Origin of the sequence: Pseudoalteromonas sp. T1lg75, from assembly GCF_002964705.1 — a bacterium.
Taxonomy (GTDB): Bacteria; Pseudomonadota; Gammaproteobacteria; order Enterobacterales; family Alteromonadaceae; genus Pseudoalteromonas.
Genome location: NZ_PQCD01000003.1, coordinates 81,717 through 105,307, shown reverse-complemented (window position 1 = coordinate 105,307; position 23,591 = coordinate 81,717). Strand labels below are relative to the sequence as shown.

Here is a 23,591-nt window from a genome sequence, read left to right as displayed (position 1 = left end):
TGATCTAAAGGCTATTTTATATCAGATTGGGTTGAACCTAAAGGCTCTCCAAGCGCAGGATAAATTGATTTAAATCCTGTTTGCATCACTTTTTTTCCTTAAAACCCCGCTTTTTATAAGTTTAATATGGGTAGAAAACGTGCCAGAGAAATTTTTATCGTGTAGAATAGTGCCATTGCATCGAAACGATTGTATTTGAATACAGGGTCTGGAACAGAGAATTTACCATGAAGAAATTAGCTCTATCTTTAACTATGCTAGTTGGTGTGTTGAGTGCAAACAACGCAGCAGCATTCGATGGCGACATTAACGCTGGTAAAGACAAATCGGCAACTTGTGCGGCTTGTCACGGCGCAGATGGTAACGCGCCTGTCACTATGTACCCTAAGATTGCAGGTCAGCATGCCGAGTATATCTACAAGCAATTGAAAGAATTCAAGCTAGGCATGAGCACTGGGGGCAAAGAGGGTCGTATGGATCCTGTTATGAGCGGTATGGCTATGCCGCTAAGCGATCAGGACATGAAAGACTTGGCTGCTTACTTCTCATCTTTACATATGTCTGAAGGCTCGACTCCTGAAGACGTAGTGGCCGTTGGTCAACAGCTTTACAAAGCCGGTGATGCCGAGCGCGGTATTCCAGCCTGTGCAGCGTGTCACGGTCCTCGTGGTAACGGTACCTCACTAGCAGGTTTCCCTAAGGTGTCTTTCCAGCATCCTGAGTACATCAAGAGTCAGCTTGAGAAATTCCGCAGCGGTGTGCGTGCAAACGACCACAACGGCATGATGCGTGATATCGCGATGAAGCTAACGGATAAAGACATTGAAGTACTTTCTAAGTACCTAGGTGGCTTGCACTAAGAGTTTCTGCTTAGAGTGGACGTCTGAACGGCGACACCTTAGTTAAGTATTTAAAAAAGCAGCATTAGCTGCTTTTTTTTACGGGTCTTTTTACGCAGGGATATGTCTTACTTGCTTGTGAGACATTGACCATGGTTGCATGTGGGTTATTGCTCAAATTAAATGGTCAATTAATGCTAACTTAATGAAAAGACTAGTGTTAACTATAACTGAATAGGTGTTTTTTAATAAAAAAGTTATAAATTAGTTGTAACTAATTTATGAGTCAGTAAATTATCTGCTGTCGCAACAAAGAATTACAACAGGGATCAGAGCATAGGAAGCGCGACAAGCTAGTGCGCTAGGGGAGCATCGAAAGATGCACCACATGGAAGAAGTAGAAAGCGTTAGGAAGACCGAGAAAAATAAAGCACCACACGGAAGAAAAATAACAACAATACGGAAAGTAATAATAATAAAAATAATAAATACAGACTGATAAAAAAGTCGAAGGGAGAAGTGTCCAATAGTAGTTGGCGCTCGAGTTATCCGGCGGTAGAGTTTTGCTCTACCGCCTTTTTATTTGTCCTGTTACAATGCGCACCATGAAAGCGATCTCCTGCCCCTTGTGCGACAGTGCGCAAATCAGCCATTATCATCAAGATAAAGTACGCGACTATTGGCAATGTGCCGATTGCGCCTTAGTGTTTGTGGCCGCGTATCAGCACCTAAGTGCGGCCGATGAAAAAGCCATCTATGATCAGCACGAGAATGACCTCAATGATGAAGGTTACCGTCGCTTTCTTACACGGATTTTTACGCCCTTGAATGAGCGTTTGACGATGGCCAGTTCAGGTTTGGACTTCGGCTGTGGCCCTGCGCCCATGTTGGCAACCATGCTACAAGAGCAAGGGCATACCGTGGCCTTGTATGATCTGTATTACCAGCCTCAACAACAGGTATTACAGGCTCGTTATGACTTCGTTTGTAGTACCGAAGTGATCGAGCACCTAGCACAACCGCAACAGCAATTGCAGGTGTGGCTAGAATTATTACGCCCAGGTGGGACGTTAGCGTTAATGACAAAACTGGTGATCGATGTACAACGCTTTGCCACTTGGCACTACAAAAATGATCCGACGCACATAGCCTTTTATAGCAAAGAAACCTTTGCCTATATTGCCGAGCGTTTTGGATTAACCCTTGAATTTATCGCGGCCGATGTCATTTTTTTAACAAAGCCCGCAACGTAGAGACACGCTATGACCAGAAAGAAAAAGTCACGCAAAGTCATTAACAATGGCACCGCGCGCTTAAGTAAAGACAAATTGAGAGAGCTTCGTGCGCTAAAAGAGCTGCGCGCCAAGAAAAAGACCAAGGGTGCCCAGGCGGGTAACCGTAACTCCCAGCTGTTAAAGGTGGAAAGCACAGAAGCCAAGGGCAGTGCCAGCGGAGATAATCGCGTTGGCAGTAAAAAGCCGGTTAGCCTGACCCCAGAGGCCGTTAAGGCGCAGCCGCAAAAGCCGCAGGTGCGCAAAGACCTTAAACCGCAAGCCGTGCTGAGCACCTATAAAGAACCGGAGCTGACGCCGGAGCAGGAGCTGGAGCAATTGGAGTCCGATGAGCGTCTATTGGCCCTAATCGAGCGTCACGACAATGGCGAAATCTTGCAAGGTAAAGACGCCAAGTACTTTAATGCTAAGGTTGAGCGCCATCAGCAGCTATGTGAAATCCTCGGTTTGGATGACGACTTCGAGGACGACGAAGACCTGCTTGATGACTATATGAATGACTCTTTGGCCGATGAATGGCTTGATGACGAGGATGAAAAATGACTAGCCCGTGGATCATAGCTCTAATTATTGGTGCCTTGATCGTTGCCGGCTTGGCATTTTATGCAGGCCGCTTATTGTGGCAGGTACGTGAGCAAAACCAGCGTTTGGCAAAACAGCAGGCAGAATATGCGCAAAAACGTGCCGCCCGTAACGCCAAACTGAGCGATAGCATTAACCTGATCGCCAAGGCCATGAAAGAGGGTCAGTGCGAATACTCCGAGGGCTGTTTGCGAGTATGGGTATTGATGAGCCAGCACAGCTGTGCGCAAGAGCTGAACTTGGAAGTGGAATACCCGGGTGTGTTTGCCATGTATGAGGCGGTCAAAGACCTGCCGACTCATGATGCACGCAAGAAGTATTCGAAAAAGGAAATCTTTAAGCAAGACAGTGCCCGTTGGCGCAAAGAGCAGGAGCTTGAAGAGCAAATCCTGGCCGATAGCGAAAAGCTGGTCATGCATTTTGATGCAGACCCAAATAGCAAACACGTATTTATGTAGCTATTTACGCCTAACCGGCATGTATATCCACAAAAAAGCCGCCTGTTGGCGGCTTTTTGCTGTCTAGCGTTTTCAGATAACCCGAGAGAAACGCTGCTGATTGAGCTGGCTTTGCAGGTAAGCATCAAAACACATGCAGATGATGCGAATAAAGAGCACGCCGGAGGCGTTAATGCTGATAATGTCGTCCTTGATAGTTAGCATATCATCGTCGATAAAGCCCTGTAGTTGCGCTAACTCAGCGGCAAAGTGCTGTTTAAAGTCGAATTTGTAGCGCTGTGAAAATGCCGCCATATCGAGCTCAAAGTGACAGATTAACTGCTTGATCACCGCCGCCCTTAACTCGTCTTCGTCCGTTAAGCGGATTTCCTTGCAGGCGCTCAACTGATTTTGCTCCAAAGCCCCATAATAGCTTTTTAGCTCCTTTTGATTTTGGATGATATGCCCGTGCAATTGCGAAATGGCCGACACCCCAAGGCCGAGCAAGGGCAGGTCGCCACCTAGGGTATAACCCTGGAAGTTACGATGCAGATGCCCCTCGCGCTGGGCGATGGCCAGTTCATCATCCTTTTTGGCGAAGTGATCCATGCCGATAAACTGGTAGTCTGCCGCTATCATGCGCTCCAGGGTTTGTTTAAACATGGTCAGCTTGGCCGCGGCACTGGGCAAGTCGGCATCTTTAATCTTACGCTGGGCGGCAAAACGGCTCGGCAGGTGCGCATAGTTAAATACCGACACCCGATCCGGGCCGATAGCCAATAAGCGCTCGATGGAGACGGCAAAAGATTCGGGAGTTTGCAGCGGCAGGCCATAGATCATATCCACATTAACCGAATTAAAGCCCACCTCTTTGGCGCGGCGCACCAGGGCTTCGACCTCATTGGCACATTGCGGGCGGTTGACCGCCAGTTGCACCTCATCATTGAAATCCTGAACTCCGAAGGAAATGCGATTGAACCCCAGTTGCTGTAATTCATCGATCCGCTCAAGGGCGAGATCCCTCGGGTCAACTTCTATGCTGCGCTCGCCATCCCCGGCCAAGGTGAAGTATTGCTCCAGCATCGCCATCAAGCGGGCCATTTGTGCTTTATCTAAGAAGGTGGGTGTACCGCCGCCTAAATGCAACTGTTGCACCTCCAGGTGCTGACAATGCGTGCTCAGCAAGGCCATTTCCTTGCTCAGATAATCCAGATACAGGTCGGCCTTATGCTGATGGCGGGTGACCACCTTATTACAGCCGCAGTAGTAGCACAGCTGATGGCAGAAGGGGATATGAATATACAAGGACAGCCCACCGCTTGGGCACTGCTCTATAGCCCGCACCAGGGTTTGTGTATTGGCTCCGGACTCCAGCTGTAAAGCCGTTGGGTAAGAGGTGTATCTTGGCCCTGAGACGTTATATTTGTTGATTAGCTTACTTTGCCACTGCACTTGTTTGATCACGACGCATATCTACTTTGGTTAATGATAAGAAGCAGTGTAAATAAAAGTCTCGGGTGGGGTGTTGATCTGCAGCAATAATTGCGGTGCTTGTTCGGTTTGGGGCGGCAATAGTATGATGAGCTTAATCTCAGAACTGATGCAGTGCACGACAAGGGTGAGCGAATAAATGGATAAGAAACTAGTAATCATCGGCGCCGGTTGGCTTGGCGAGGCTCTGGCGCAAGAGGCTTTGACCCAGGGCTGGCAGGTAGAGGCAACGCATCGAGAGCAGGGAACGCAAGCCCATGAGCGCCAATTTGCACTGCAAGACGAGGGTACGCTTGTGCACAATGTGTCCCTGACGGATGCCTATTGGGTGTGTGCCATGAGCCCAGGCGCCAGACGTCAACCAAGTAACTATCAGCAAAGCCTGGAGCATGCCCTGGCTTTATATCAGCAGCTCAATGGTAAAGGCTTTGTGCTGTGCTCCAGTACCGGGATTTATGATCAGCAAAGCGGTCAGTACGATGAGCGCAGTGCTTTGAGCTTAGCAACGGCGCGGCAACAGCGTCTCGCTCAGGCGGAACAAACGACGCTGGCTGCCGGAGCTAAGGTGCTGCGCTTAGGCGGCTTGGTCGGGCCTAACCGTGAGCCGGGTCGCTTTGTTGCCGGTAAAACCCTATCCTCGCACCCGGAGGATAAGGTGAATATGGTGCATCGCGATGATGTGATAGCCGGTATCCTGACCTTGATTCAACACTACCCGCAGGCGCAACCCATTTACAACCTGGTTCATCCGAGCCACCCGTCTAAACAGAACTACTACCAAGTGCATTGTCAGCGAAGGGGAACCCAGGTCCCCCAATTTAGTGCCGAGCAGCCGGTGGCTCGGGTCATTAACGGCGGTGCCATCGAGGAACTTGGTTTTACCTACGGCCATGATATTTAAAGCGCAAAGATTACTGCACAGTTAACTTAACACTCGCGGCGAATGGGTGTTTTTCTCATGGGTGATAAATTTTGCGCTGCCCACTGGCCGTGTGTAACATGGCGCATAATTTCTTGTCTATACAAGTAGGGCTTATTTTGGAGAACAGCATGCACATTGATCAGGTTATTATTGATGCCAATATCGCAACCATGGTTGCGACCGCCAACGATGACTACGGTATTATCGAAAACGGCGCTGTATTGCTAAGCGGCGATAAAATCGCTTGGGTGGGACCCATGGCAGAGATGCCTGAGGTGGATCTATTGTCATTACCCGTCTATTCCGCTGGCGGTGCCTGGCTGACTCCTGGGTTGGTGGACTGCCACACCCATATTGTTTTTGGTGGTAATCGCTCACAAGAGTTTGAGCGTCGTTTGCAGGGCGAAAGCTATGAAAGCATTGCCCAACAAGGCGGCGGAATTGCCACCACGGTACGAGCAACGCGTGCTGCCGAACCAGAAGAGCTTTTTACTAAGGCCAAGCAGCGTCTTGACGCCCTGATGCGTGAAGGTGTGACCACGGTGGAAACCAAGTCGGGCTACGGCTTGGATTTAGCCAGCGAAATTAAGTTGCTGGAAGTGGCGGCGTTACTGAATGAGCATCACCCACTGCATATCGAAAGCACCTTCTTGGGCGCCCACGCCCTGCCACCAGAGTACAAGGGCGATGCCGATGGTTATATCGACCTGGTATGCGAGCAAATGCTGCCGGCCGTAGCCCAGAAAAAATTAGCTACCGCAGTTGATGTGTTTTGTGAAAATGTCGGCTTTAGTCAGGCACAAACCGAGCGTGTGTTTAAGCGCGCCAAGGAGCTGGGCTTCAATGTTAAGTTACACGCCGAGCAGCTTTCTAACATGCATGGCACAGAATTGGCTGCCCGCTATCAGGCGCTGTCGGCGGATCACCTGGAGCACCTTGATGAAGCCGGTGTAAAGGCCATGAAGGATGCTGACATGGTCGCTGTATTGCTGCCTGGCGCCTTTTACTATCTGCGCGAGACCAAGTATCCACCTATCGAGCTATTGCAGCGCTATGAGGTGCCCATTGCTATTGCCACCGACTTCAACCCGGGTACCTCACCGCTGTGTTCCATTCAATTAATGATGAATATGGCCTGTACCTTATTCCGTTTAACGCCGGGGCAAAGCCTGCTTGGGGTGACCCGTTATGCCGCCAAGGCTTTGGGCCTGAATGACCGCGGTCAGCTTGCTACCAACATGCGTGCCGACATCGCTTTATGGGACATCGAACACCCGTCGCAATTAAGCTATGAATTCGGCACCGAACCCTTGAAAAAGCTTTGGATTCAGGGTGCATTAAGTAAGGCTTTTTGATCATGTGTGACTAAATCCTAAGTGGCTGGGCTCTCAGCCACTCACACAATGATTATAAAAACTATGATAACCAGTATTCACCTTGGTGCCTTTATTTGCGGCTTATTTATAAGGCATTGCTGATCAGCGTGGTCTTGCTCAGCGAACGTAAAGACGGCATCAGTGCGATGTGTTATTCGCTTGCAGGATTAGCCTACGTTGGTGGCCAATGGCACGTCGCCAGCGGGATTTTAGTTGTGGCCTTTGCCGCGCGTTGGTGGCTGTTCTATCGCCATCAAGGCCGCCAAATGGTGATTGCCCGCGGCGCCTTGGTGGCTCTGCAACTATTGGTTGTTGCTCTGAACCTGGTGTTGCCTTTGCACTTCGCCTGGCTGTGTATTCTGCCGTTAGTGTTGCAAGTCATGGCCTTTATGGAGCTTGAAGGCAACGACGATGAGCAGCTGTTACAGGCTCAGCATAATGAACTCAACGCCCGCAGCCTGCCCGTTATCTCTTGGGGTCAGGCGGTCACTCAGTACAACCTATGGCGTCAGGAGCATAATCATCAGGTTGCCTTACTCTTGTTGCAGGTGGAAGGGTACGAGCAGCTAAACCGCTCACTCGGTCAGGAATTTGCCGAATTGGTACTGATGCAAAGTCTGGCCCGCATTAATCAGGTGGCGGCTCAGCCAACCGTGTTGAACCTGCAGAAGCGTCAGCAGTTTGCCGTTGAAGTCTTTCAGGTTGCCCCTCTGTGTTACGGTCTGGTCATAGATATCAGCCCAGACAGCCACTGTCATGAGCGTCTAGCCGAGGATATTACCGAAGTACTGCAAAAGCCGTTTAATTCTCGTCACGGGGTGGTGGAACTGAAACCGCATATTGCGCTTAGTACAGGGATGGCCGGTGAAACCTCTTTGGATGAGTTATTACAACAGGGCTACAAAGCCATCGAGTATCATCCGCAGCAGCGTATCTGCCATTATAATGATGCTCTCGAGCAGCAAGCCGCAGCCCATCAGCAGCAACTCCATTTGCTGAGCACGGCGGACTTTGAACGTGATTTTTCTTTGTATTTCCAGCCGGTCATTGGCCTGGAGGATAATAAGCCTCTTTATGCCGAGTTACTTTTGCGTTGGCAGCACCCTGAGCGTGGTGTGGTGGAAGCGAAAGACTTTATTCATGACTTACGGGCCGTGGGGCGCGGTTATAAGTTGGCCTTCCATGTGTTGGAGCGCGCCGCCGAAATGGCTATGGCGCTGAAGATGGACGGCTTGGCCATGCCGGTAAGCGTCAACCTTTTCGGTGAGGAAATATTGCACGATGAATTTGTTGAGTTTGCCGGCCGCATCCTGCGTGAGCATACCCTAAAGCCGGGAGACTTGATTATCGAATGCCCGCTTTCGGTGCTGATGTCATTGGATAAACGTGGACTCGCACTATTAACTCGCCTGCATCAGCAGGGGATTCATTTGTGTCTCGATGGCATGGGTGAAACACCACTATTCCTGGCAAAGTTGCCGAAGATCAATCTCGAATACGTCAAAGTCGATCCAAGCCTCACGGCCGATGTCGACTACACCAGTGCTAATAAGGCACTGTTAAACGGATTAATCGAAATGCATCGTCATCTTAAGGCCAAGGTCATCTGTCAGGGCGTTGGTAGCAGCACGCAATTAAGCTATGTGAAAGAGTTTAATGTGCAGGGGGCGCAGGGTTATGTATTTACTCATCCTTTGCCGGCGGATGGCTTATTGAGCTGGTCGCGACAATGGCAGCAGAAGTTACAACAGCAGAACGCCCCTACCTGGTAGAGGCGTTCAACCATAGTTTAGTTGTGGTAGCGAGCGCGTAAAAAGGCGATAACCAGAGCGCTCAGCAATTGTCCTGCGGCATTAAAGCCGGCGTTAAGACCATTGGGATCCTGACTGGGGGCAGCCTCACATAAATGCAAATAGGCCACATCGCTATCGCAGGTGGCGTTATAGACATATTGCTCGGCGTCAGACAAAGACATACCACGATAATTTAAGGCGCTGGCCGGTGCCAGGGTAATGGCATCGATATCCAGCTCTATGGCTAAAGGTGCCTGATGGGTAAAGCTGTCCAGGGCATCATTGACACTGTCAACAATCGAGGTTTGTGCCAACACCTTGAGGCTGTGATAGCTGGTATAGGTGCTGTGATGTTGCGCCATGGCCGCTAAAATTGCGGCATTGTTCTTTTGCTGATCCAGTGCCACTACATGATAGTGTTTAAGATAGCCCGCCGCCGCCGCGTAATGGAAACCATTGCCGCTATGACGTCCCTCAAGAGCACGGAAGTCGCCGTGTGGGTCAAGGTTAATGGCATTAATTGCGGTATTGTAATGTTTAGCGCTGGCCGCCAGCAGTGGGTAGCAATTGTTGTGGCCGCCACCTATCACTATGGGAGTCAGTCCGGCATCGAATATGGCGGCGATGACCGGTTCGATACGCTGATCCAGCTCACTGCATAAGGAGCGTAATTGCGCCAAGTCGTCGGCGTTGCCGTTATCGAGCGCCTGACTTTGCTGTTGTAAGTCGGCACAGTCGACCTCACCAAGTAACAAGACGTCCTGCACCGGGGTAAACTCATTCACCGGGATATTGAGGAACTTCGACAAAAAGGCACGAAACCCCTGATCCGCTCCGCCTTTTCCTAAGTTGGCTCGGGGGCCTATGTCTTCGGGAATTCCGACGATCACATAGCGAATACCAAAGTCTTTGGCGTCTTTTAGCGCCTGGCTAAATTCCACCGCGGTATCGAGTAGGGCAATGCTCTGAAATACTCGCTGCTCGGCGCTGCGGGCGGCGACTAAATCGGCAATGCTCTGCTCGTCATAGATAGTAACTGCATATTCCATAGCGGTGATTAATCTTCTATGCCAACCAGCTCTTCGTCCTCGACATATTCGAGTTCAAGCTCTTCGGCGGAGATAATAATACCGGTGCTATCTGCGTACAGAAAATCGTCTTCGTAGAAGGAGACGCCGGCGAAATTAACCGGAATACCTTCTTCGCCCGGGGCAAGGTTGTCGGCGGCAACGGGAATCGAAGCAATGGCCTGAATGCCAAGCTCTAGCTCTTCGAGTTCATCGACATGACGCACGGCGCCATACACTATGATCCCTTCCCAGTTGTTTTCCACCGCCAACTCGGCCAGTTCTATGTCGATCAATGCGCGGCGAGTTGAGCCGCCACCATCGACTAAGAGTACCGAATTGGTACCGTCTTGTTGCAAAACTTCGCGAATGAGCTGGTTGCTTTCAAAACACTTGATGGTGCGGATGCGCCCACAAAAAGCGCCACGGCCACCAAAATTAATGAACATAGGTTCGAGTACATCGACTACATCAGCAAAGTGATCACACAGTTCAGAGGTACTATATTCCATCGGACTCTCCCAGAGACTTTGTTGTCTCAAGTATACCTAGGTTATGGGGCTTAGCAAGCTAAGGTATTGACATATAAAGGTGCCAGGCACCACAGGCCCTGGACACATTACTGTCTAAAAAACGTCATGTAACTGTTATTTTCGCTGACTATATTCAAAACAATGAACATATCACAGGCGAAAGAGCATGATACTCGCGCAATTAGATCGCTTTGATCGGGCGTTATTTAAGGTGTTGTTTCGAGCTCGGTATCGGCGCTGGCAGCACCATGGCATTCGCTTGATGTCACGCTCCGGTGACGGCATTTTGTATGCGTTGTTTGGACTCTATTTGTTGGTATATAGCACGCCCGAACAGATCACCCTGCTGCTGGTGTTATTGCTTGGTTATGCCATCGAGCGGCCTATCTATTTTTTCACCAAAAACCTGTTTCAACGTGTACGCCCCTGTGATGTGCTGACCTGCTATGCCCATATTCGTCCGAGCGATAAGTTTAGTTTGCCTTCGGGGCACAGTGCTGCGGCCTGGGTGTTTGCAGTCATCGTCGGCCAGTTTTATCCGCAGCTTGCACCATACTTATATGGTTGGGCGACGCTCGTGGCTTGCTCGCGGGTGTTGCTTGGAGTGCATTATCCGTTAGACATCGTTTTAGGTTCGTTACTTGGTTACGGTTGTGCCGTATTTGCATTACTTATCACAGGGACTTTATGAAGATTCTTTATGGCGTACAAGGCACAGGGAACGGCCACACCACCCGGGCTCGGGTGATGGCAAAGGCATTTTCCAAGGCCGGTGTGGAAGTGGATTATTTATTTTCCGGGCGCAGCCGTGACCAGTATTTTGATATGCATGAGTTTGGTCCTTACCAGACCCGGCAGGGCTTAACATTTGTCACCGAACGTGGCCGTGTTAATGGTTTAAAAACCCTGAAAAATGCCAAGGTGTGTGAACTACTCAAAGACATACGCGAGTTGCACCTCAAGCAATATGATCTGGTGATTAACGACTTTGAACCCATTACCGCCTGGGCGGCAAAGCGGCAAAAGGTGCCGGTGGTGGGCATGAGTCATCAGGCCGCATTCCTCTCGGCCAGTGTGCCGGTGACCGGAGACAATATACTGACCAAGGCGATGATACGTAATTTTGCCCCCGCCGATGTTTATCTGGGTGTGCATTGGCAACCCTTTGATGATTCAATTATTCCACCCTTTATCGAGCATGCCGGCCCGGTCGACAGCGAGTATGTCGACAACAAGGTGCTGGTTTATCTTCCCTTTGAAGATCTCGATGAGGTTATTGCCTATCTGAAGGACTTTCCCGGCAAGGAATTTTATTGTTACCACCCCAAGGCGGAAGATCAGTCCATGGCCCATATTCATTTACGAAAACCCTCCAGGCTGGGCTTTTTACGGGACTTGGCCAGTGCCAGCGGCGTTATTGCCAATGCCGGCTTTGAATTGTCGAGTGAAGCACTAACCTTGGGCAAAAAACTCTTGTTGAAACCCCTTAACGGTCAGTTTGAGCAACATTCCAATGCCTTAACCCTGCAAAATATGCAGCGGGCGCATGTGATGCATTATCTTGACCAGGATGCCCTCGACGATTGGCTCAATATGGACAAAAAAGAGCGCATCAATTTTCCCCATGATCCGGCGCCGTTAATTTCCTGGTTGCTGGCGGGGCAGTGGCAGGATCGGCAAAGCCTAAATCAACAACTTTGGCAGGGAGTGCTTTAACATCAATTTTGGCTAGTTATTTAGTACGGTTTTTATCCCAAATACGGCTTAAAGCGACAAAGATATTGCGATGTATCCCCGTTGCTAGCTAGAATCCGCGGATAAATACTGCCGTAAAAAATAATAAGGTATTAGCCATGAATTTTATGAAAAAGCTCACGATCAAACGTCGCCTTCAGGTTAACGGCGCGGTGGTCGCAGCAGCTTTGTTGGTGCTCTTCGCCGTGGTCATGTATACAGCTCAGGTTATGGGCCTGTTAAACGCCACCTTGGAAAATGCCGAAGAGCTGAATGTTCATGAGCTATCCATGCGTAAGTACGAGAAAAACTTCTTATTTTATAAAAGCGAAACCGACCTCGAATCCTTTGCCAATGAATATAGCGCCCTAGAAAACCGAGTTGCCCGGCTGCGTGACCAATTTGTCGCCCTCGGTGTGGCGCCGCAGCAAATAGATAGGTTTGCCGAGCAGGCCCGCATTTATAAGGAAGACTTTGAGCACGTGGTCAGCTTGCAACGTGTTATTGGCTTGCACCCTAAAGATGCCCTCTATGGCGAGTTGCGCAGCGCCGTACATAAAGTCGAAGAGCTTCTCAAAGAGCAGCAAAACTTTGAAATGTTAGCGTTAATGCTACAGCTGCGCCGCGCTGAAAAAGATTTTATGCTGCGTCTGGACAGCAAATATTTTGACAAATTTGAGCAACACTTTGCCCGCTTAGAGGGGCTGATTGCCAGTGCCGACTTTGATAGCAACTATCGATCGCGCCTAACCGCTTTACTGAATCAGTACCACCTAAAATTCAAAGCGTTAGTGGAAGCACAACAAGCACTGGGTTTTAACTTGGAAAGCGGTGCCCTGGGTCAGCTGTTGGCCTCGGTGGAAGCCAGCGATAAGCTTGCTACTCAAGTGCTGCTTAGTACCAAGGAGCAAATAGATACGCGGATGCGTTCGGCTCAGGCTGTGGCGATCACCACCTTGGTTTTAGCCGCACTCCTGGTCGTCGTGCTGCTGGTGATGACCAGTCGCGCCATTATTCAGCCCATCAACAGTGCCGTGGCGGCTATCGCCCGTATTCGTCAGGAAAGCGATTTAAGCCTGCAAATCCCCGTGCAGGGCAAGGATGAGATTGCCGAGTTAAGTAATAATATCAATGCCTTGACCTCGGATTTCCGCGGCTTGATATTCGATGTTAACAGCGCACTGGAAACCCTTAATGGGGCCACAGCCGAGCTGGCCAATACCACGGCCTCAACCAGCGCCGGGGTACAGGAGCAGCTGCAGGAAGCGGACATGGTGGCCACCGCGGCCACCGAGATGCAAGCCACTATTCATGATATCTCCGGTAATACCGAAGAAGCTGCCATGCGTGCACAAACCACCAATGACAATGCCGCTCAGGGCCGTCAGGAAGTGGACTCAACGGTGTCGCGTATCGCCGAGCTGTCTGAATCCCTGGGTGGCGCTTCACAGGTGGTGGGGCAGTTGGAGAAGGATGCCGATACCATAGGCTCGGTGCTGGATGTGATCCGCGGTATTGCCGAGCAGACCAACCTGTTGGCGCTCAATGCCGCCATTGAAGCGGCCCGTGCCGGCGAGCAGGGTCGTGGTTTTGCCGTGGTTGCCGATGAGGTGCGTTCCTTGGCGCAACGCACCCAGGACTCAACCCAGGAAATTGAGAACATCATTTCGGCCTTGCAGCAGCGTACTCAGGAAGTGGTCAGCATTATGCAACGTTGTCGTGAGCAGGGCGGAGAGAGCGCCGAGCAGGCTTCAAGAGCCGGAGATCTGTTGGGTAATATCACCCAGGAAATCGAAACCATTATGGAAATGAGCACACAAATTGCGGTGGCCATTGAGCAGCAATCGCAAGTGGCATCGGAAGTGAATCAAAACGTGGTGCGTATTCGTGATATCGCCGAGCAGGCCAGCGGCCATGCCAGCACCAATGCCCACACCAGTGAAGAAGTGGCGCAGCAGGCCAGGGTATTACGCGAAGCGGTGGCCAAATATCAGGTTTAAGCGCAGCGCAAAATTTAAAAAAGCCGCATCCGCGGCTTTTTTATTGTCTATTTGTAGCGCCATTAAGAGGCTTTAGGGAGTGACGCGTATGGCGATACTGGCATCGCGCTGAGCGTTGGCCGCTTTTACGCGCTCGAGATAGCTTTGCCAGAGTTGCTCGGCATGAGCACCAAGCTCGGCAAGATAACCAAAGCTATACAGACCACTTTGATGGCCATCATCAAAGTGCAGGCGCACCGCGTAGTGGCCAACGGCCTCTATTTCCTTAATGGCCACTGCTTTTTTATTGGTAACCAGTTTGGGTGGACCCTGGTGATGCCCTTGGACCTCCGCAGACGGTGAATGCACCCGCAAGAATTCGGCGCTTAGGCTTACCTGTTCGCCATTATCAAAGTGAATATCCAGCACCTTGGTGCGGCGATGATAATGTAATTTACTAACTAGCATCTTTGCTCCAATAAAAAAGAGCCCGAAGGCTCTTCAATTATAGAATAAAGCGACTTAGGTCTTCATCCTGAACTAGGTTGCCGAGATGCTGATTGACGTAATCACCATCGACCACCAAGGTGGTACCGGCCTTATCGCTGGCTTCGAAGGAGATCTCTTCCATCAAGCGCTCCATTACCGTATGCAGACGACGGGCGCCGATATTTTCGGTCTTCTCATTAACCTGCCAGGCCGCTTGGGCAATGCTCTCAATGGCGTCATCGGTAAACTCGACGCTCACCTCTTCGGTGTTTAACAAGGCGATTTGTTGCTCCGTTAATGACGCATGAGGCTCGGTGAGAATGCGCTTAAAGTCGTTAGCACTGAGCGCATCAAGCTCGACACGAATCGGCAGACGACCTTGAAGCTCGGGGATCAGATCCGACGGTCTGGCCATTTGGAATGCACCCGATGCAATAAACAGGATATGGTCGGTTTTAACCATGCCGTACTTGGTGCTGACCGTAGAGCCCTCGATGAGTGGCAGCAGGTCGCGCTGCACGCCTTCACGGCTTACATCCGGGCCACTGCTTTCACCGCGTTTACAGATCTTGTCGATTTCGTCCAGGAAGACGATACCGTTTTGCTCAACCGCATCGATGGCCAGCTCTTTCACGTCTTCCGGGTTTACCAATTTCGCAGCTTCTTCCTCTACTAGAAGTTTGAATGCTTCCTTGATTTTCAGCTTACGCTTTTTCGTTTTGCCGCCAGACATGTTTTGGAACATGCTCTGCAGCTGATTGGTCATCTCTTCCATGCCTGGAGGCGCCATGATCTCGACGTTGGCACCTTGCTCGGCAATGTCGATCTCGATTTCTTTGTCGTCTAGCTGACCTTCGCGCAATTTCTTGCGGAATGCTTGACGTGTCGAGTTGTTCTCGCTTGGCTGTGTTTCACCCCAGCTGTCTTTCGCCGGTGGTAATAGGGCATCGAGAATGCGCTCTTCGGCGGCTTCCTCGGCGCGGAAACTGTGCTTTTTAGCCTGTTGGTCACGCACCATTTTAAAGGCGATCTCTACAAGGTCGCGAATAATGGTCTCAACTTCCTTACCCACATAACCCACTTCGGTGAACTTGGTGGCCTCCACCTTTAAGAAGGGCGCGTTGGCAAGCTTGGCCAAACGGCGGGCGATTTCGGTTTTACCCACACCGGTTGGGCCGATCATCAGAATATTTTTCGGGGTCACTTCCTGACGCAGGGCTTCATCAAGCTGCATGCGGCGCCAGCGGTTTCTTAGGGCGATAGCGACGGCCTTTTTGGCATTGCCTTGACCAATAATGTGCTGATCAAGTTCATGGACGATTTCTCTGGGAGTCATGGCTGACATGGCTGCTCCTTAATTACAATTCTTCAATGGTTTGGAAGTTGTTAGTGAATACGCAAATGTCGCCAGCTATCTTAAGGCTCTTTTCAACGATTTCTCGTGCTGATAGCTCGGTATTCTCTAACAGGGCAATGGCTGCTGCCTGGGCAAAGTTGCCGCCGCTGCCGATAGCGATAAGGTCGTGCTCGGGTTGGACCACATCGCCATTACCGGTAATGATCAATGAGGCGGTTTCATCGGCCACCGCCAATAAGGCTTCAAGCCGTCTCAAGGCGCGGTCGCTGCGCCAGTCTTTGGCCATTTCTACCGCCGCTTTGGTCAGGTTACCCTGGTACATTTCTAGCTTGGCTTCGAAACGTTCAAACAGGGTGAAGGCGTCGGCGGTGCCACCGGCAAAACCAGCAATGACCTTGCCGTTAAATAAGCGGCGTACCTTACGGGCATTGCCTTTCATTACCGTGTTGCCAAGGGATACCTGGCCGTCGCCGCCGATAACGACTTTACCTTCGCGGCGTACAGAAACTATCGTAGTCATGTGAATCCTTTGCCCTGAATCATACTGGGCTTTGCTGAGTCTAATAGCGAGGTAATATGGGCGTGGTGTGGGGATTTCAAGGTATAAGGCGAAATCCCCTTAGACTGGCTGTGTTTTTAGTGGGGACTGAGGCTTATACCAATTCTGTTAAGTATGTGATCAGATATAGCGCTGGATAAATGATATGATAACAAGGCGAAATTTTTCTTATGTAGTTATTCTACATAGAAAAATTTCAACACTGTTAGCATGATATTTAGCCCGCTAGAATGATTAGCTATTTAAGAGAATTGGTATTACTGCCACAGCCAGATGCCGCAGCCCATGATTTTGGCTTGGCGTTTGAGTTTGTTTTTATCGCTTTCGGCACCACGTTTGGTAGGGTAAGGACCTAAGCGGACCTTATACCATACGCCGTTACTGCCTTCGGTGCGACGGATCTCTGCTACCAGGCCGGTAAAGGCTATTTTTGCCTTTAGGGTTTCTGCCTGGGCATAGGTTCTAAATGAACCGCACTGCATAACGTAAGGGCCTTTTTGCTCAACCTCTTTGACCTCCACCTCGATCTCGGCCTGTTTTATCTCGTTGATAAACTCCGGTGTTTCGGGTTTGTGGATCACCGGCTTCTGTTCTTGCTTGGGCGGCTGTTTTACCTGTTCGACGGCATCCGGATCGGCATTATTTTTGATATACCACAGGCCATAACCAAAGCCCGCGCACAAAATAATGGCGGCGATAATCAGCAAGACAGGCAGCTTCTTTTTCGGTGGAGCCTTTTTCTTTGCGCCGCGTTGGGGTCTTTTGCGATTTATGTAGTCGTGTTGAGCCATACCTGTGTGTCGATTCTCTTTACATCATATCGATGGGGTCTATGTCTAAATTCCAGCGCACCTTTTGCGCCAACTTATGCGTGCCTAAGTAGTCGATAAGTTGTGCCACAAAGTCGTGTAACGCGCTTCTATCTGCACCCTGGATATGCAACTGGTATCTAAATTTACCAGCAACGCGTTCCATTGGGGCGGGTATCGGTCCCAGTAATTGTATCTTAGGGATGTGGGTTGCGGGAACTAAATCCGTTAAAAAACGAAGCACTAGCGATAAATCGTGGGCTTCGGCGCGTATTAAGGCCAAATGACTATAAGGTGGCAGCTCAGTTTCCTGGCGTTCCTGCAGGGCGTAGCGGGCAAAATGCTGATAGCCATTATTGACCAGGTCCTGCAACAGCGGATGCTCGGGAAAGTGGGTTTGTAATAAAACGGTGCCCGGCTCACCGCTTCTGCCGGCGCGTCCGGCTACCTGGGTCAGTAATTGCGCCAGATGCTCGGTGGCACGAAAATCACAGGAGTGTAGTCCGGCGTCCACGTCCAGGATAATCACCAGGCTGACATCGGCAAAGTGGTGGCCCTTGGCGAGCATTTGCGTGCCCACTAAAATGCGGGCACCGCCTTGGTTAATGCGCTCTAGTTCTTCTTCTAAACTGCCTTTTTTACGGGTCGAATCTCTATCAATACGGCTGATGGGCGTGTCGGGGAATTGTGTGCTTAATGCTTCTTCCAACTGCTCCGTGCCAAGACCGACCGGGTGTATCTGTGTGCTGCCACAATCCGGGCACTGCATTGGCGGTGCCGTTTGCTCGCCGCAGTGGTGGCATACCAGGCGGCGCATGGACTTATGATAGGTGGCACTGGTACTGCAACGTGGGCAGTCGCTGAGCCAGCCACACTCGTGACAGATAAGCGAAGGTGAAAAGCCGCGGCGGTTAAGAAACACCATGACCTGCTTATGGCGACTCAGCTCTCTTTGCATATAGGCAAGGCTGGCATGGCTTAAGCCCGCCTGCAGATACTGACCCTTGATGTCGACCAGCTCATAATGATTATCGCTGCTGGTTTGTGCCCGTTGAGTGAGTGACAGCAAATGATATTTGCCCTCAATCGCCCGATGAAGGGTTTCCAGCGCCGGTGTGGCGCTGCCTAGTACCAGGGGTATATTGTGCTGTTGAGCACGGTAAGCGCTGAGATCGCGAGCATGGTAGCGCAGACTGTCTTGCTGCTTAAAGGAGGCGTCGTGCTCCTCATCCACTATGATCATACCCAAGGATAAAAAGGGCATAAAGATGGCCGAGCGGGTGCCTATGACGATGGCACAGCTGCCTTTTTGGCAAAAACGCCAGGTTTGTAGCCGTTCGTTATCGGTTAGCGCCGAGTGCCAGAGCATAATCGGAGTTTCGGGAAAGCGGCGGCGAAAGCGGTTGACCGTTTGCGGCGTCAGACCAATTTCCGGCACTAATACCAGTGCCTGTTGGCCACGCTTGATAACTTCCTCCAAGCATTGTAGGTAGACTTCGGTTTTTCCGCTGCCGGTGACACCCTCGAGTAAAAAGCTGGTAAAGCCGGAAGCTTGATTGATGGCACTGCACGCCACTGCTTGCTCTGCATTTAATTGCGGCTTGCTCGCGACTTTTACTTCATTGTCGCGCCAATGACTGGAAAACTCGATGCTGATCTCGGCAAGATCTTTACTAACTAGGGCATCGATTGTGGCCTTGGTAAAGCCCAGGGCTTTTACCTCGGTTAGCGGCGATTTACCGGACTGTGCTAACTGCGACATTAGCGCCTGCTGTTTTTTTGCTCTGAGGGTGGGTAAGGCGCGGCCTTTCTCGCTGAGCTGAATATAGTTAATGCTGGTTTTATCAATGTCGTCACCCTGGCGCAGTGCCTTAGGTAGGGCGGTAAAAATAGTCTCACCGAGAGGATAGTGATAATAACGGGCGGTAAACTTCAGCAGTTGCAGATGGGTAGCATCGATAATCGGGGCACTATCAATTACCTTGAGTATCGCCTTAACCTTGTCTTTTGGCAGTTCGGAATGGGTCTTGCGAGCTAAGACCAGGGCGGTCACCTGACGATTGGCAAAGGGCACCAGTACCCGCATACCCGGTTTAAGGTTGGCTGCCAGATCCGGGTCGCTGACCAGGTAGTCAAAACTGCGGTGCAAGGGCACCTTAATGGCCACTTCCACATAGCATTCATCTAAGGTAGGTAACATGTTGACTTGTTGGGTGCTCGGTGAAGACGACAAGGGGAAACTCACAGCATTAGACATGCTGTTAATGTACTAAATTCATAGCGAGGTGAATAGCGGCAATTAATGCTTGAACATTAATCAGGAGTTCAATAAAATACGCGGCCTTAAGGGTGCTGAGCACAATTTTACTGGTCTTAGCACATTGAAACTAACGCGTATGGTGCCAAACTACGGGTTTGGAGAGCGATACGGCCTATTTAGAGGTTATCCCCATGAAAGAAGGTATCCACCCTAAGTACGAAGCAATCACAGCAACGTGCTCTTGTGGCAACAAGTTCGAAACTCGTTCAACTTTGTGTAAAGACATTCACCTTGACGTATGTTCAGAGTGTCACCCTTTCTACACTGGTAAGCAGAAGATTCTTGACACAGGTGGTCGTGTTGACCGCTTCAATAAGCGTTTCGGTGCGCTTAGCAGCAAGAAGTAATTCATTGCTTATTAGAAAAAAGCACCTTCGGGTGCTTTTTTTGTGCCCATTAGTCAGGCATGTTGGCTTTATGTCTTGCTAGACAACCTTCTCCCACTTCCCGAACACAATTGGTGATATCCATTCCCGGTATTGATGCAGGTCACTTGGCTTTTTTTGTCCCCCATAGTATTTATAAAACTATAAACAATTCGGTTAAATGAAGAGAAAATGAAGCGATATGCTTTTATTTCTTGAAAATAGCACGTGAGTCTATCTTTTATTCTTTATTGTTATATCGGTTGTGTTTTTTATATCTTTAGTTATGATTTACGCAGCTTTAATTGCTTTTTTTGACCCCGTACAGGCATGGGAATGTCGCTCATGCTGGGGGAAATTAAAATAATTAACCGGGAACATGATGCTAAAACCGCTTAATTTCGCACAACAGGATAGACCTGATATTGCTTGGAATATAGCTGGAAAAGCAGTATTGTTTGCCTGATACCTGAACTCTCACCAACATTTCTAGCAGGATACTTTTTCATGTCAGACTTTCGTCAACAAGCTCTCGATTATCACGCTCTTCCCGTTCCTGGCAAAATCAGCGTTGAGCTGACTAAAAGTGCGGAAACGGTTAATGACCTCGCTTTGGCCTATAGCCCAGGTGTGGCCGAGCCGGTACGCGAAATTGCCGCCGACGCCAACAACGCATATAAGTACACCGCGAAGGGCAACATGGTTGCGGTTATTTCTAACGGTACAGCAATTTTAGGCTTGGGTAATTTAGGTCCATTGGCATCAAAACCTGTGATGGAAGGTAAGGCGTTATTGTTCAAGCGCTTCGCCGGCCTTGATTCGATCGATATCGAAGTAAAACACCGTACTACGGAAGACTTTATCAACACGGTGGAAAACATTGCCGATACTTTCGGCGGTATCAACCTGGAAGACATCAAAGCACCTGAGTGTTTTGAAATTGAAAAAGCGTTGATCGAGCGTTGTAACGTGCCAGTTTTCCACGATGACCAACACGGTACCGCGATCGTAACCGCGGCGGGTATGCTTAATGCCCTTGAGATTCAGGGTAAAGATATCAGCGACGCATTGATCGTGTGTTTAGGTGCCGGTGCGGCGGCGGTAGCCTGTATGGAACTTTTAATTAAATGTGGCGCTCAGCGCGAACACATTTATATGCTTGACCGTAAAGGCGTTATCCACACACGTCGTGACGACCTGAACGAATACAAGCAGTTATTTGCGAACAACACGGACAAGCGTACCCTGCAAGACGTGATTGCCGATGCCGACGTATTTGTGGGTGTATCTGGCCCGGATCTGCTTTCAGCCGAAGAGTTAAAGCTGATGGCCGACAAGCCCGTGGTCTTTGCCTGTTCAAACCCGGATCCGGAAATTAAGCCGGAAGTAGCACATGCTGCACGCCAAGATTTGATCATGGCAACGGGTCGTTCTGATTACCCGAACCAGGTAAACAATGTATTGTGTTTCCCATTTATTTTCCGCGGTGCCCTGGATGTGCGCGCAACGGCCATTAACGATGAAATGAAGATCGCTGCGGTTGAGGCCATTCGTAGTATCGCTAAAGAGCCGGTACCGCAAGAGGTGTTAACGGCATCGGGTGTTACCGAGTTAGAGTTTGGCCCACAGTACATTATTCCTAAGCCTATGGACCCGCGTTTATTGCCTCGTGTTGCTAAGGCGGTAGCCGAAGCGGCTGTGGCATCTGGTGTGGCGCAAATTGAGTTGCCAGCGGATTACATGAACGATAAGTAATTTATACCAACTCAGTTAAATAGCTGATCATTCTAGCGGGCTAAATATCATGCTCACGGCGTTGGAGTTTTTCTATGTAGAATAGCTACATAAGAAAAATTCCGCCTTGTTAGCACATCATTTATCCAGCGCTATATCTGATCACATACTTAAAAGAATTGGTATTATTTGTCTCCAAAAAAAGCCCCAAGTTATGCTTGGGGCTTTTTTTATGTGTTTGGAAACATTAATCGTCACCGATTTCCGGGATCTCTAACCCCATTTCCGCCATGATCTTACGCACTTCTTGCGGCACTTTTTCCGGATTATCCTTACGTAAGTCTTCATCGCTGGGCAGCGGCTGTCCGGTAAAGGCGTGTAAAAACGCTTCACAGAGCAATTCACTGTTGGTGGCATGACGCAGGTTGTTCACCTGGCGTCGGGTGCGTTCGTCTGTTAATACTTTTAAAACGTTGAGCGGGATTGAAACGGTAATTTTCTTTACCTGTTGGGCTTTCTTACCGTGTTCCGCATAAGGGTGAATATACTCACCATTCCACTTGGCCATAATTTGCGTCTTGTTTTTGGTCACTTAGGCATCAATAAGGCCGAAATTTTATCGTGTTGGAAAGGATAGTCAAATATTCCTCATATAGCTATTTAGACGTATAAATGTTTTGACATCTATATCGGGATATTTTAACCTTTTGGACGTCTAAACATCTATTTCAATTGGAGGCACTATGCCTAAGCTAAATAAACAGACCATAGCGGTGCGCCATGGCATTGATGCCGATCAGCACCATGGCGCAGTTGTGCCCCCAATTTATCTATCCACCACCTATTCTTTCGCCGACTTTGATACCAAGCGACAATATGACTATGGCCGCAGCGGAAATCCCAATCGCGATATTCTCGCAGAGACTTTGGCCGAGCTAGAAGGCGGCGCCCGCGGCATCATTACCGCTACCGGCATGGCGGCGGTGCACCTGGTAACGCAACTGCTGACACCCGAAGATACCCTGGTGATCCCCCATGACTGTTATGGCGGCAGCTATCGATTATTTACCTCGCTTGCAAAGCGTGGTTTGTTGCAGGTGAAGGTGGTGAATTTCACCGACGCTCAGTGCTATCAGCAACTGATCGCTGCTAAACCAAAATTGGTATGGGTTGAAACCCCGAGTAACCCAATTTTACGCTTGACCGATATTAAGGCAGTGTGCGCGGCCGCGGCTCAAGTAGGAGCCCTGGTGGCGGCGGATAACACCTTTTTATCGCCGGCGTTGCAAAACCCACTGGCATTGGGTTGCGATATCGTGGTGCATTCAACGACTAAGTACATTAACGGTCACTCCGATGTGGTGGGTGGTGCCGTGGTTTGCAAAACTGCGGAGCTTGGCGAAGAGTTGGCCTGGTGGGCGAATAATATTGGCATTACCGGCGCGCCATTCGATAGCTACCTGACCTTGCGTGGGCTGCGTACCCTCAAAGTCCGCCTGCGCCAGCATGAGGAAAACGCGCAGGCCATCGCCGAATACTTACAGCAGCACCCCAGCGTGGAAAAGGTCTATTATCCCGGCTTGGCCTGCCACCCACAGCATGAGTTGGCCAAAGCACAGCAAAGTGGTTTTGGTGGCATGGTGAGTTTTGATATCAAGGGCGAGTTAAAGGACAGTGCCAAGTTTTTAACCTCGGTGCAGCAATTCACTCTGGCGGAATCCCTGGGTGGAGTTGAGAGTTTAATTTGTCACCCGTCGACCATGACCCATGCGGGCATGGACAAGGAAGCGCGCTTAGTGGCTGGGGTCGGAGACACCCTGATCCGTATTTCAGTCGGCATCGAAGATAAAGAAGATTTGATAGCCGACCTTGAACGTGCCTTTGCACAACTTCAACAAAGCTAGGCGGGAGTT

At 50.0% G+C, this 23,591-nt stretch carries 22 protein-coding genes; 13 read left to right on the top strand and 9 right to left on the bottom strand.

Features of this window, described 5'->3' with window-relative positions:
• The first annotated feature begins 227 nt into the window (after positions 1-227).
• The 4 genes from C2M36_RS00480 to C2M36_RS00465 all read left to right on the top strand — a co-directional run bounded on the left by C2M36_RS00480 (position 228) and on the right by C2M36_RS00465 (position 3,171).
• The gene (locus C2M36_RS00480) at positions 228-860 is read left to right on the top strand and encodes a c-type cytochrome (RefSeq protein WP_105253253.1); all 633 of its coding nucleotides are present in this window, start codon (positions 228-230) and stop codon (positions 858-860) included.
• A 575-nt stretch (positions 861-1,435) separates the two neighbouring features.
• Positions 1,436-2,092 carry a class I SAM-dependent methyltransferase gene (locus C2M36_RS00475; protein ID WP_105253252.1) on the top strand — a complete coding sequence of 219 codons (657 nt, stop codon included), beginning with the start codon at positions 1,436-1,438 and terminating at the stop codon, positions 2,090-2,092.
• Positions 2,093-2,101: 9 nt separating this feature from the next.
• The gene (gene yihI, locus C2M36_RS00470; protein WP_105253251.1) at positions 2,102-2,674 is read left to right on the top strand and encodes a Der GTPase-activating protein YihI; all 573 of its coding nucleotides are present in this window, start codon (positions 2,102-2,104) and stop codon (positions 2,672-2,674) included.
• Positions 2,671-3,171, top strand: coding sequence for a DUF2489 domain-containing protein (locus tag C2M36_RS00465; RefSeq protein WP_105253250.1), 501 nt, complete (start codon positions 2,671-2,673; stop codon positions 3,169-3,171). Before yihI ends, C2M36_RS00465 begins: the two co-directional genes overlap by 4 nt.
• A 72-nt stretch (positions 3,172-3,243) precedes the next feature.
• On the opposite strand, the gene hemN is transcribed toward C2M36_RS00465, so the two are convergent.
• Positions 3,244-4,614, bottom strand: a complete 1,371-nt coding sequence (hemN, locus tag C2M36_RS00460) for an oxygen-independent coproporphyrinogen III oxidase (RefSeq protein WP_105253249.1) — start codon at positions 4,612-4,614, stop codon at positions 3,244-3,246.
• A 166-nt stretch (positions 4,615-4,780) separates the two neighbouring features.
• On the opposite strand from hemN, the gene C2M36_RS00455 reads away from it, so the two are divergent.
• The 3 genes from C2M36_RS00455 to C2M36_RS00445 all read left to right on the top strand — a co-directional run bounded on the left by C2M36_RS00455 (position 4,781) and on the right by C2M36_RS00445 (position 8,711).
• Complete coding sequence (locus tag C2M36_RS00455; protein ID WP_105253248.1) at positions 4,781-5,542, top strand: NAD(P)H-binding protein; 762 nt, start codon at positions 4,781-4,783, stop codon at positions 5,540-5,542.
• A 149-nt stretch (positions 5,543-5,691) separates the two neighbouring features.
• Positions 5,692-6,918, top strand: a complete 1,227-nt coding sequence (gene hutI, locus C2M36_RS00450) for an imidazolonepropionase (protein ID WP_105253247.1) — start codon at positions 5,692-5,694, stop codon at positions 6,916-6,918.
• Between the two features lie 95 nt (positions 6,919-7,013).
• Positions 7,014-8,711, top strand: coding sequence for an EAL domain-containing protein (locus C2M36_RS00445; protein ID WP_105253246.1), 1,698 nt, complete (start codon positions 7,014-7,016; stop codon positions 8,709-8,711).
• Positions 8,712-8,728: 17 nt separating this feature from the next.
• On the opposite strand, the gene C2M36_RS00440 is transcribed toward C2M36_RS00445, so the two are convergent.
• Positions 8,729-9,781: a formimidoylglutamase gene (locus C2M36_RS00440; protein WP_105253245.1), complete on the bottom strand. Its 1,053-nt coding sequence runs from the start codon at positions 9,779-9,781 to the stop codon at positions 8,729-8,731.
• 8 nt (positions 9,782-9,789) lie between these two features.
• Positions 9,790-10,311 (bottom strand): ribonuclease E activity regulator RraA, encoded by a 522-nt coding sequence (gene rraA, locus C2M36_RS00435; RefSeq protein WP_105188551.1) that lies wholly within the window; start codon positions 10,309-10,311, stop codon positions 9,790-9,792.
• 187 nt (positions 10,312-10,498) lie between these two features.
• On the opposite strand from rraA, the gene C2M36_RS00430 reads away from it, so the two are divergent.
• From C2M36_RS00430 to C2M36_RS00420, 3 genes are all read left to right on the top strand, one after another.
• Positions 10,499-11,023, top strand: coding sequence for a phosphatase PAP2 family protein (locus tag C2M36_RS00430; RefSeq protein WP_105188550.1), 525 nt, complete (start codon positions 10,499-10,501; stop codon positions 11,021-11,023).
• Positions 11,020-12,048: an MJ1255/VC2487 family glycosyltransferase gene (locus C2M36_RS00425; protein WP_105253244.1), complete on the top strand. Its 1,029-nt coding sequence runs from the start codon at positions 11,020-11,022 to the stop codon at positions 12,046-12,048. Before C2M36_RS00430 ends, C2M36_RS00425 begins: the two co-directional genes overlap by 4 nt.
• 137 nt (positions 12,049-12,185) lie before the next feature.
• Entirely contained in the window at positions 12,186-14,066 is a 1,881-nt protein-coding gene (locus tag C2M36_RS00420) for a methyl-accepting chemotaxis protein (RefSeq protein WP_105253243.1), read from the top strand.
• 72 nt (positions 14,067-14,138) lie between these two features.
• Here C2M36_RS00420 and C2M36_RS00415 read toward each other — a convergent pair whose 3' ends face one another.
• The 5 genes from C2M36_RS00415 to priA all read right to left on the bottom strand — a co-directional run bounded on the left by C2M36_RS00415 (position 14,139) and on the right by priA (position 19,459).
• Positions 14,139-14,513, bottom strand: a complete 375-nt coding sequence (locus tag C2M36_RS00415) for a gamma-butyrobetaine hydroxylase-like domain-containing protein (RefSeq protein WP_105253242.1) — start codon at positions 14,511-14,513, stop codon at positions 14,139-14,141.
• A gap of 37 nt (positions 14,514-14,550) precedes the next feature.
• Positions 14,551-15,879, bottom strand: a complete 1,329-nt coding sequence (gene hslU / locus C2M36_RS00410) for an HslU--HslV peptidase ATPase subunit (protein ID WP_105253241.1) — start codon at positions 15,877-15,879, stop codon at positions 14,551-14,553.
• Positions 15,880-15,892: 13 nt separating this feature from the next.
• The gene (gene hslV, locus C2M36_RS00405; RefSeq protein ID WP_105199337.1) at positions 15,893-16,411 is read right to left on the bottom strand and encodes an ATP-dependent protease subunit HslV; all 519 of its coding nucleotides are present in this window, start codon (positions 16,409-16,411) and stop codon (positions 15,893-15,895) included.
• A gap of 296 nt (positions 16,412-16,707) precedes the next feature.
• Entirely contained in the window at positions 16,708-17,241 is a 534-nt protein-coding gene (locus C2M36_RS00400; RefSeq protein ID WP_105253240.1) for an SPOR domain-containing protein, read from the bottom strand.
• A 19-nt stretch (positions 17,242-17,260) separates the two neighbouring features.
• A complete protein-coding gene (gene priA / locus C2M36_RS00395; protein WP_105253239.1) occupies positions 17,261-19,459 on the bottom strand; it encodes a primosomal protein N' in 2,199 nt (732 codons plus the stop codon).
• 251 nt (positions 19,460-19,710) lie between these two features.
• Here priA and rpmE point away from each other — a divergent pair, with 251 nt between their 5' ends.
• Together rpmE and C2M36_RS00385 are read left to right on the top strand one after the other, a co-directional pair.
• Positions 19,711-19,926 (top strand): 50S ribosomal protein L31, encoded by a 216-nt coding sequence (gene rpmE / locus C2M36_RS00390; RefSeq protein ID WP_105253238.1) that lies wholly within the window; start codon positions 19,711-19,713, stop codon positions 19,924-19,926.
• Between the two features lie 525 nt (positions 19,927-20,451).
• Entirely contained in the window at positions 20,452-21,699 is a 1,248-nt protein-coding gene (locus tag C2M36_RS00385; protein ID WP_105253237.1) for a malic enzyme-like NAD(P)-binding protein, read from the top strand.
• Positions 21,700-21,925: 226 nt separating this feature from the next.
• On the opposite strand, the gene metJ is transcribed toward C2M36_RS00385, so the two are convergent.
• Entirely contained in the window at positions 21,926-22,246 is a 321-nt protein-coding gene (gene metJ / locus C2M36_RS00380) for a met regulon transcriptional regulator MetJ (RefSeq protein ID WP_105188540.1), read from the bottom strand.
• Between the two features lie 175 nt (positions 22,247-22,421).
• On the opposite strand from metJ, the gene metB reads away from it, so the two are divergent.
• Complete coding sequence (gene metB / locus C2M36_RS00375; protein ID WP_105253236.1) at positions 22,422-23,582, top strand: cystathionine gamma-synthase; 1,161 nt, start codon at positions 22,422-22,424, stop codon at positions 23,580-23,582.
• Positions 23,583-23,591: the final 9 nt, after the last annotated feature.

Bases quoted from the DNA above. Each gene is read 5' to 3' on its own strand.
- C2M36_RS00480 (WP_105253253.1), top strand. From the start codon at position 228: ATGAAGAAATTAGCTCTATCTTTAACTATGCTAGTTGGTGTGTTGAGT.
- C2M36_RS00475 (WP_105253252.1), top strand. From the start codon at position 1,436: ATGCGCACCATGAAAGCGATCTCCTGCCCCTTGTGCGACAGTGCGCAA.
- yihI (WP_105253251.1), top strand. From the start codon at position 2,102: ATGACCAGAAAGAAAAAGTCACGCAAAGTCATTAACAATGGCACCGCG.
- C2M36_RS00465 (WP_105253250.1), top strand. From the start codon at position 2,671: ATGACTAGCCCGTGGATCATAGCTCTAATTATTGGTGCCTTGATCGTT.
- C2M36_RS00455 (WP_105253248.1), top strand. From the start codon at position 4,781: ATGGATAAGAAACTAGTAATCATCGGCGCCGGTTGGCTTGGCGAGGCT.
- hutI (WP_105253247.1), top strand. From the start codon at position 5,692: ATGCACATTGATCAGGTTATTATTGATGCCAATATCGCAACCATGGTT.
- C2M36_RS00440 (WP_105253245.1), bottom strand. From the start codon at position 9,781: ATGGAATATGCAGTTACTATCTATGACGAGCAGAGCATTGCCGATTTA.
- rraA (WP_105188551.1), bottom strand. From the start codon at position 10,311: ATGGAATATAGTACCTCTGAACTGTGTGATCACTTTGCTGATGTAGTC.
- C2M36_RS00430 (WP_105188550.1), top strand. From the start codon at position 10,499: ATGATACTCGCGCAATTAGATCGCTTTGATCGGGCGTTATTTAAGGTG.
- C2M36_RS00425 (WP_105253244.1), top strand. From the start codon at position 11,020: ATGAAGATTCTTTATGGCGTACAAGGCACAGGGAACGGCCACACCACC.
- C2M36_RS00420 (WP_105253243.1), top strand. From the start codon at position 12,186: ATGAATTTTATGAAAAAGCTCACGATCAAACGTCGCCTTCAGGTTAAC.
- C2M36_RS00415 (WP_105253242.1), bottom strand. From the start codon at position 14,513: ATGCTAGTTAGTAAATTACATTATCATCGCCGCACCAAGGTGCTGGAT.
- hslU (WP_105253241.1), bottom strand. From the start codon at position 15,879: ATGTCAGCCATGACTCCCAGAGAAATCGTCCATGAACTTGATCAGCAC.
- hslV (WP_105199337.1), bottom strand. From the start codon at position 16,411: ATGACTACGATAGTTTCTGTACGCCGCGAAGGTAAAGTCGTTATCGGC.
- C2M36_RS00400 (WP_105253240.1), bottom strand. From the start codon at position 17,241: ATGGCTCAACACGACTACATAAATCGCAAAAGACCCCAACGCGGCGCA.
- priA (WP_105253239.1), bottom strand. From the start codon at position 19,459: ATGTTACCTACCTTAGATGAATGCTATGTGGAAGTGGCCATTAAGGTG.
- rpmE (WP_105253238.1), top strand. From the start codon at position 19,711: ATGAAAGAAGGTATCCACCCTAAGTACGAAGCAATCACAGCAACGTGC.
- C2M36_RS00385 (WP_105253237.1), top strand. From the start codon at position 20,452: ATGTCAGACTTTCGTCAACAAGCTCTCGATTATCACGCTCTTCCCGTT.
- metJ (WP_105188540.1), bottom strand. From the start codon at position 22,246: ATGGCCAAGTGGAATGGTGAGTATATTCACCCTTATGCGGAACACGGT.
- metB (WP_105253236.1), top strand. From the start codon at position 22,422: ATGCCTAAGCTAAATAAACAGACCATAGCGGTGCGCCATGGCATTGAT.